Source organism: Synechococcus sp. R6-7 (assembly GCF_047461695.1).
Lineage (GTDB): Bacteria > Cyanobacteriota > Cyanobacteriia > Thermostichales > Thermostichaceae > Thermostichus.
On the sequence record NZ_JANSHS010000380.1, the window covers coordinates 1 to 8,310 of the forward strand.

9 protein-coding genes are annotated in these 8,310 nt (G+C 57.7%); 8 read left to right on the plus strand and 1 reads right to left on the minus strand.

Annotated features, from left to right (window positions below; all coding sequences use genetic code 11):
- Window positions 1-239: 239 nt before the first annotated feature.
- From grxD to NW815_RS11185, 7 genes are all read left to right on the plus strand, one after another.
- Complete coding sequence (grxD, locus tag NW815_RS11155) at window positions 240-578, plus strand: Grx4 family monothiol glutaredoxin (RefSeq protein WP_041437553.1); 339 nt, start codon at window positions 240-242, stop codon at window positions 576-578.
- 29 nt (window positions 579-607) lie between these two features.
- Window positions 608-898 (plus strand): BolA family protein, encoded by a 291-nt coding sequence (locus tag NW815_RS11160; RefSeq protein WP_414389566.1) that lies wholly within the window; start codon window positions 608-610, stop codon window positions 896-898.
- Window positions 899-942: 44 nt separating this feature from the next.
- On the plus strand, window positions 943-1,299 hold the full coding sequence (locus tag NW815_RS11165; protein WP_414389567.1) for a phage holin family protein: 357 nt from the start codon (window positions 943-945) through the stop codon (window positions 1,297-1,299).
- A gap of 327 nt (window positions 1,300-1,626) precedes the next feature.
- A complete protein-coding gene (locus tag NW815_RS11170; RefSeq protein WP_414389570.1) occupies window positions 1,627-3,183 on the plus strand; it encodes a B12-binding domain-containing radical SAM protein in 1,557 nt (518 codons plus the stop codon).
- 42 nt (window positions 3,184-3,225) lie between these two features.
- Window positions 3,226-3,405, plus strand: coding sequence for a hypothetical protein (locus NW815_RS11175; RefSeq protein WP_414416014.1), 180 nt, complete (start codon window positions 3,226-3,228; stop codon window positions 3,403-3,405).
- A 38-nt stretch (window positions 3,406-3,443) separates the two neighbouring features.
- Complete coding sequence (locus tag NW815_RS11180) at window positions 3,444-4,394, plus strand: SpoIID/LytB domain-containing protein (protein WP_414416015.1); 951 nt, start codon at window positions 3,444-3,446, stop codon at window positions 4,392-4,394.
- A 37-nt stretch (window positions 4,395-4,431) separates the two neighbouring features.
- On the plus strand, window positions 4,432-4,644 hold the full coding sequence (locus NW815_RS11185) for a hypothetical protein (protein ID WP_414387924.1): 213 nt from the start codon (window positions 4,432-4,434) through the stop codon (window positions 4,642-4,644).
- A gap of 49 nt (window positions 4,645-4,693) precedes the next feature.
- On the opposite strand, the gene topA is transcribed toward NW815_RS11185, so the two are convergent.
- Entirely contained in the window at window positions 4,694-7,495 is a 2,802-nt protein-coding gene (gene topA / locus NW815_RS11190) for a type I DNA topoisomerase (RefSeq protein WP_414416016.1), read from the minus strand.
- Between the two features lie 195 nt (window positions 7,496-7,690).
- Between topA and NW815_RS11195 the strand changes: the two genes are divergently transcribed.
- Complete coding sequence (locus NW815_RS11195; protein ID WP_414342591.1) at window positions 7,691-8,140, plus strand: VOC family protein; 450 nt, start codon at window positions 7,691-7,693, stop codon at window positions 8,138-8,140.
- Window positions 8,141-8,310 lie beyond the last annotated feature (170 nt).

An 8,310-nucleotide genomic window follows, 5' to 3' on the forward strand; every position in this document is an offset into this window, starting at 1 on the left:
CCATGTTGGTGTAGAAATTAACATGGATCCTGGGGTCGCTGCCTGGATAGGTTGGGGGCTTGGGCCAGCCCTGGGCAATGGGGCTTGCTGGTGGCGTCCGTAGAACAGAGTCTATGAGAGAATCTCTCGGCCCAACCGTGGGAAAAGTGTCGAGCATGTTAAAAGTAGACGAAAATGAGATCTCGATAGGATGCCAGTTTGCCTATCGACTGTTGTCGCTATAGTGGCTGAACACCATGCTGGATCCCCTTTTGGAAGAGAAAATCCGTGAGCAAATCCGCACCCACAAGGTGCTCATCTACATGAAGGGCACCCCGGAAATGCCCCAATGTGGGTTTTCCTATGCCGCCGTTCGTGTGCTGGATAGTTTGGGCTTCCCCTACACGGCGATTAACGTACTCGAGGATCCTGAGATCCGCCAGGGGATTAAAGAGTTTTCCAACTGGCCTACTATCCCGCAGATTTATATTGATGGGGAGTTTGTGGGCGGTTGCGACATCATCCAAGAGATGCACGCCCGCAACGAGCTGCGTCCGCTGGTCGAGGCAGCCTTTGCTAAGGCCACGGCTCAATCTTAAGGGATCCCATCTCATCCAGAGGGGTTGCCATGCTTACCCCCGACTACCTTCGGCAGCACCTGATGGAGAAGCTGCAGGCTCTTCATGTGCAGGTGGAGGATGAGTCCCACCTTCACATCGGCCACGGGGGCGGGACAGGAGGGCACTACCGAGTTCAAGTAGTGTCGCCTTCGTTTGTCGGCAAAACGACCCTACAGCGACATCGCCTGGTGTATGCCGCTCTGGCGGAACACATGGGGCGGAGCATTCATGCTTTGGCCCTGCAAACTTACAGCCCTGAAGAGGTTTCTGCGCAAGGGACCCCTGAGGAGATCAGCTAGCATAGAGGGCAAAATCGCGGCCCCATCAGGGCAGAGGAGGGAGCATGGCAACTCTTTTGGCCACCTGGCTGATGTCAGCCTTGAGTGTAATGATCCTGGCTTGGCTTTTGCCCGGAATCCACGTCTCTGGATTCGGGGGTGCTTTGGTGGCGGCTCTGGCCATTGGTCTGGTCAATGGTTTGGTTAGGCCGATTCTCCGGCTGATCACCCTGCCGATTACGGTTCTTACCCTGGGTTTGTTTTGGCTGATTTTGAACGGCATTTGTCTAGCCATTGCCGATAAGCTGGCCGGGAACGCTTTCAATATCGATAACTTCGGTTGGGCGTTCGTCGGCGCGATTGTACTTTCCATCGTCAGTGGCTTGGTTCAGCAGGTTTTTGAGCAAGGTGCGCCGAACTGACTTCGTCCCCAGCCGTGAGAGGGCAGGGTTTGGTTCAAGATTGCAGGGGGTACGCTAGGGGAACGTCAACACTCAGCCCGACGATAACCAAAACCAACTTTAAGGGATCCCGATAAGCTTTACTCCATTGGCCCTGCCCGCTAAGTTTTTGCCGCAGAACCATAGGATTCTCCACAGATAGCCTGCACAAGATCTGCCAATGGCTAACATCAGCAGGATATTGCGAGCAGGCGTTTGATCTGTGGCTGCTTTATCTAAGCCTAGCAAATCGATAGGAAACCAGTAGGGGATCAAGTTGGTCGATCTGCAACTCAGGAGCTGGTTGGTATGAAGGCGTTGCTGCTCTATCCGCGTTTTCCTCAATCATTCTGGTCTTACAATCGCACCATTGAGATGGTGGGGCTAAAAGCGCTAATGCCACCTCTTGGCTTGATCACCGTTGCTGCTTTGCTGCCCCAACACTGGGAGATTCGCTTTGTGGATCGCAATGTAGCTGATGAAACAGAAGCCGATTGGCAGTGGTGCGATCTGGTGATCTTGTCAGCCATGTTGGTGCAGAAGCAGGATTTCCACGCCCTCATTCGCAAAGCGGTGCAGTTGGGCAAAAAAGTAGCGGTGGGCGGACCCTATCCAACTTCTGTGCCACAGGATGCCCTGGAATCTGGTGCTCACTATTTGGTTTTGGATGAAGGGGAAGTGACCATACCGGCCTTTGTCAAGGCTCTAGAAGCTGGGCAAGAGTCGGGCATTTTTCGGGCTGCGGAAAAACCGGATGTAACCCAAAGTCCTTTGCCAAGGTTTGATCTGCTGCGTATGGATCAATACTTCATGATGTCAGTCCAGTTTTCACGAGGTTGCCCCTTCAATTGCGAGTTTTGCGACATCATCTCTCTTTACGGACGCAAGCCGAGAACCAAAGAGCCAAGTCAAATGCTAGCCGAGCTGCAAGCTCTCTATGACTTGGGTTGGCGGGGTTCGGTATTTGTGGTGGATGACAATTTTATCGGCAATCAGCGCAACGTCAAGCGATTTTTGCGAGAGCTGATCCCTTGGAGCCAGGAGCGCAATTACCCATTTACCTTTATGACAGAGGCTTCGGTTAACCTGGCCGAAGATGAAGAACTGATGAGGTTAATGGTAGAGGCGGGTTTCTATGCTGTCTTTTTGGGCATTGAGACTCCAGACCAAGACAGCTTACAGATGACCCAAAAGCTCCAGAATACCCGCCACCCTTTGGTGGAGGCCTGTCGCAAGATCAACGATGCTGGACTGCTGATCTATGCTGGGTTTATTCTGGGCTTTGATGGAGAGCGGCCAGGAGCAGGGGAGCGCATTCAGGCTTTTGTCGAGCAAACCGGTATTCCTCAGCCAATGCTGGGCATTTTACAGGCTTTGCCAAACACACAGCTCTGGAATCGCTTGAAGAAAGAGGAACGGTTGCTGGAAGGGATCGGCGTGACTGAGTTCGGCGATCAAAATACGCTGATGAATTTCATTCCCACCCGTTCTCTATCGGAGATTGCCCGAGAGTATCTGGAAAGTTTTTGGAAACTGTATGATCCTGCGCGATATTTATCTCGCTGCCTGCAACAGTGCCTGAATATCGGCATCAAAGATGGCCGACGGCAAATGATGAAGCTGCCCCTTCGCAAAGGGATCCACCTGCTTCTACAACTCATCTGGCGGCAAGGGATCCTTCATCCCGAAATCCGCGCCCAATTTTGGCGGCAGCTATGGACGATTTGGCGACAGAAACCGAGCCTGCTGAACTTGTATTTGGGCCTCTGCGCCGCAGGAGAACACTTTTGGGAATATCGGGAATTGGCCCGCGCCCGGCTTACCCAGCAACTGGGATACGATCCCTTGCTGGCCAGCTCATCTTGACAGTATTTCTGGGGGAATGGTCTATCGATAGAGGATGCCCGGATGGGGCCTATGCGGCGACGACAGTTGGGGGCGATGGTGCTGGGATCCCTGTGGGCTGTTTGGGGAGGCTCTCGGCAGGCCCAAACGTCCGGGCGCGGAGATTGGCTGGCCGTGGAGCTGTTCAGCCGCTGGAGTGCGGATCCCTTGGCCGAGTTGGAGCTGATGGGCCCTTTTTTTTAAATCAGCAGCCTTTTCCAACAGGCACCTGGAAGTTACAGGTGCGCCGCCAAGAGCTCCTTCTGACCGGGCCGGGACAGCCTCGTCGCTACCAGGGATCCCTTTGGCTACAGGGGGGAGCTCTGCGCTCCCTCGCAGGGGAGGAGCGTCGCTATCGGGGCTGGGTACAGATTCGTCCCAAGGGTTTAGGTCGCCTGCATCTGGTGAATTGGGTGAAGTTGGAAGACTATCTGCTGGCTTTGGTGCCCAGCGAAATGCCCGCCGACTGGCCAGCTGCCGCCTTGCAGGCGCAAGCCATCTTGGCCCGTACCTTGGCCGTTCCCCATCTGTGCCCCGGCCCCAGAAGAGAATGGCCCTCTGCCCCGATAAGGCCATTGCAAGACTCCACCGCCCACCAGTTCTATGGTGGCCTGGCCTATGAGACGGCGGCGACCACTGCTGCGGTGCGGGCAACCCGAGGGCAGATCCTAACCCATGCCGGCCAGCCGATAGAGGTTCTGTTTCACTCCACCTGTGGGGGCCACACCAGCGCCAATCAGGATATTTTTGCCCCACCCGCCCGCCCCTACCTACAAGGGGTGATCTGTGACGGGTGTCGCGCCTCTCCCTTCTATGGCCCTCACAGCGTCCGGCTCAGCCGACGGGAGTTGGAGCCAGCCTTCGGCAACGGCGATCTGGAGATTGTGCAGTCGGATCCCTGGGGTCGCCCCCTGCGCATCCGCGTTGGATCCCAACTGTTGACCGGCCAAGAGTTTGTGCTGCGCCTTGGCCAAACCCTGGGTTGGGGGATCCTCCCCAGCAACCGCTTCACGTGGGAACGTCTCCAACCAAAGCCCGGCCAGCAGGAAGTGTACCTTTTCACCTATCGTGGGGCCGGCCATGGGGTGGGACTGTGTCAGTGGGGATCCCGCGGCTTGGCCGAGCAGGGCTACACGGCGCCGCAAATTCTCAATCACTACTTCCCCGGCACCCAGGTGATAACGTTGAGCTGAAGGCTGTTGGCCCCGACTCCAACTCTCATTTACTCCCGTGTCCCTTGCACACCCCCATCGTCGCCATCCTGCCTACTGCTACTGCAGTGAGCTGGAACACGCCCAGATTCCCAAGCGCCAGCAGCAGGATCCCTTGCCGTTTGCAGAAGCGATGCGGGTGCATTGCCAATCAGGAAGCCGCCGTGGCCGCTGCTTGCGGCCCTTGAAGCAGTTGTTTCGTCAGCAAAGCTGCTACATAGCCGATCCCTGAGTCACCTTGAGCAGGCGACCTTGGGCCATCGCACCCCAAGAAGCTGACCTCAGGCGGGGGCTTTGGGGGTGATCTTCACAATGGTGGGACGGGATCCAACCTGAGCTGACCCATTCGCTTGGGCTTGCGGCTCTTTGGCCATCCCGCCGCCGGTGGAAGTGGTTTGTGCTTTACGCCGCTTCTGCGGCACAGCATTTCCGGCCTGCTGGGCTGTAGGGCTGCTGGAGGCAGTTTTGGCTTGGGTTTTACTGACCGAGGAGCCCGCTTTGCCGGTCGAGCGGCTTTTCCCCTTGACCTCTGCAGAAGAGACTTCTTTTTCAGCCAGCACCTGCAGGGCCATTTCCAGGGTAACCGCTTCGGCAGGGATCCCTTTGGGCAAAGAGGCATTGACCTTGCCATGTTTGACATACAGCCCATAGGGACCGTCGTGCAGATGAACCGGCTCACCATCCTCAGGATGGGATCCCAGCTCCCGCAGCGGCTTGGCCGAGGCGCGCCCACGGCTTTTCTTGGGCTGGGCCAGCAGCTCCAGCGCCCGCTCCAGGCTGATGGTCAGCACATCCTCCTCGGCGGGCAGAGAGCGGAAATCGCCATCACAGACTACGTAGGGGCCGAAGCGGCCAATACCGGCCTGCACCTTTTTCCCCGATTCCGGGTGTTCCCCCAAGGTGCGAGGCAAGCTCAGCAACCCCAAGGCAATCTCTGGCGTGACCTGATCCGGTTTCAACCCTTTGGGCAGGGAGGTGCGCTTGGGTTTTTTGTTGTCCTCAGAAACTTCTCCCAATTGCACATAGGGGCCGTAGGGGCCCTGCGGGATCACATAGATTGGCTCCTGGGTTTCCGGGTGAAAGGCAATGGGCTTGGGGCCTTCTTGCTTCCGCTGGATTAGCTCCGCAATGTGTTCTGGGCTCAGATCGGCGGGGGGAATATCCTCCGGCAAGTTGGCGCGCACCTCTCCAGACTCAGTTTCAACTGCTACATAGGGGCCATAGGGGCCAATGCCGATCTTGACAGGCAGGTTCTCCAGATGGATGGAGCGGGCCAGGCTGGAGTCAATTTCCAACTCGCGGGCCTTTACCTGTCCCTCAAGACCCTGCTCGCCCAAGAAGAAATGGCGCAAATAGGGCAACCACTCCGCCTGTCCAGAAGCAATGTCGTCCAGCGTTTGCTCCATCTCGGCAGTGAAGCGGGTATTCACCAGGTTGGGAAAGTATTTTTCCAGCAGCTCGGTGACTGCAAAAGCTGTGTAGGTGGGCACGAGGGCATTCCCCATCGGCCTGACGTAGCCACGGCTCATGATCGTATTCAAGATGGTGGCGTAGGTGCTGGGGCGGCCAATGCCCTCACTTTCCAACACCTTGACCAAGGAGGCTTCCGTATATCGGGCTGGAGGCTGGGTTTCGTGGGCAACGGGTTCCAGCTTCTGGCAGCGGAGGGGATCCCCCTGCCGCAACAGAGGCAGATGCACTTCCCGATCTTCCAAAGCCGCCTCTGGGTCGTCGGATCCCTCCACATAGGCGCGGAAAAAGCCGGGAAAATCGATGCGCTTGCCGCTGGCCCGGAACACCGCATCGTCTACGGCGATGAGTACGATGGTGTGGGTTTGCCGCGCCTCGGCCATTTGGCTGGCGACGGTGCGCTTCCAGATCAGGTCGTAGAGGGCCAGCTCCTGGCCGGAGAGGGGGGTTTGGCTGGGCAGGCGAAACTCCGATCCGGCAGGACGAATGGCCTCGTGGGCTTCTTGCGCCCCTTTGGTTTTGGTGGTGTACTGACGGGGCTCGGGGCTGAGATATTCTCTGCCGTACATCGACTCCACGCAGGCGCGGGCAGCGCGGATGGCCTGCTCCGACAGGTGGACCGAATCGGTGCGCATGTAGGTGATGTAGCCCTCTTCGTAGAGCTTTTGGGCAATGCGCATCGTCTGCTGGGCCGACAGGTGCAGCTTGCGGTTGGCCTCCTGCTGCAGGGTGGAGGTGGTAAAGGGAGGGGCAGGTTTGCGGGTGGAGGGGCGCTCTTCCACAGAGCTGACGATCCAGGCTTTTCCCAGCAAGCGATCCCGCAGGGCCTCGGCCTGGGCCTGATCCAACAACACCACATCCCGCCCGGCAATGAGCTGGCCGGTGCTGGGATCGAAGTCTTGCCCATTGGCCAGGCGTTTGCCACCCAAGCTCACCAGCTCTGCTGGAAAGACAGCCTGCTGGCCGGCGACGGTCGTTTTGGGCTGCAGCTCCGCTTTGAGATCCCAGTAGGAGGCTTTTCTGAAGGCGCGCCGCTCCCGCTCTCGATCCACCAAAAGCTTGACCGCCACCGACTGCACCCGCCCTGCCGAGAGTTTGGGGGCAATTTTTTTCCACAGCAGCGGCGACAGGGTATAGCCCACCAGGCGATCCAAGATGCGGCGGGTCTCCTGGGCACGCACCAGTTGTTCATCCACCTCACGGCAGTTTTGCAGCGCCTCCTGAATGGCCTCGCGGGTAATCTCGTGGAACACCATGCGGCGGGTGGGCACTTTGGGTTGCAGCACCTGCTGCAAGTGCCAGCTAATGCTTTCCCCTTCGCGGTCTTCGTCGGTGGCCAGGATCAGCTCGTCCGCCTTCTTGAGCGCTTCCTTCAGCTCCTTGACCACCTTTCTTTTGTCCTTGGGGATGACGTAGAGGGGCTCGAAGTCGGCGTGGACATTGACCCCCAGGCGGCTCCACTCTTCTCCTTTCAATTCTTCTGGAATTTCAGATGCCGAATCGGGGAGATCCCGCACATGTCCCATCGAGGCCTGAACCTCATACCCCGCAGGCAAGAACCCACGGATGGTACGGGCTTTGGTGGGAGATTCGACAATGACCAGCTTAGGCATAATTGAGGTTGGCAGCAATCGGCTTAGGTTGTCGCATTTCCCGCCCCAAGGATTGGGCGGGCCAGCATACACTGCAAGAGGTGCTTAAGATAGACAGCCTACTTTTCTGGAGCGTAGCAAGTCTACCTGCGCTTGACCAGCCGTCATCGGCGATGATCCGAGCGGTCTGGCCCCATCTGGCTGCTTTGCAGGACGATGAAACTACACCATTTTTCCATTCGCACCGCCGATATCTTCCGCTCCATCGCTTTTTACGAGGGGCTGGGCTTTGCGGTGGAAGAACGCTTTACTGCCGGGATCACGCTGGCCTGCTGGATGCGCGGCCCCTGGGGGCGTTTGGAGCTGATGCAAGTGCCGCAGCCCCATCCTGCCCCGGATCCCTTTGGGGATCCCCACTATGTGGGCTACTATCACCCCGCTTTTGAGGTGGGCCCCGAATGGGGATCCCTGGCCAACTACCTAGAACATTTGCGAGCGCAAGTGCCCCTTACCCTGCTGCTGCCGCCCCAGCTCCAGCAAATTGGGGGCCAGGTCTATGAAGTGGCGTTCATCGCCGATCCCGATGGCCTGCCGATCGAGCTCATTCGTCCCCAGGGATCCTCAGGAGAGAGTCTGCCCCAACGCCCAGAGGACATTAATAAATAGTTGGATAACTAGTTGATGGGTTAGAGGATCTAATTTGGGTGGGAGCGGTCGTTCCCCCTTGTCCAGATCCTGGAGAGCCAACCCTAAAGCTAAGCTAGTAGAGCTTCTGGGGAACTTGAGAGAAGGGTTTGTTGGCCGCTTGTCAGCTAGAAATCGCAGGAGCCCCGCAC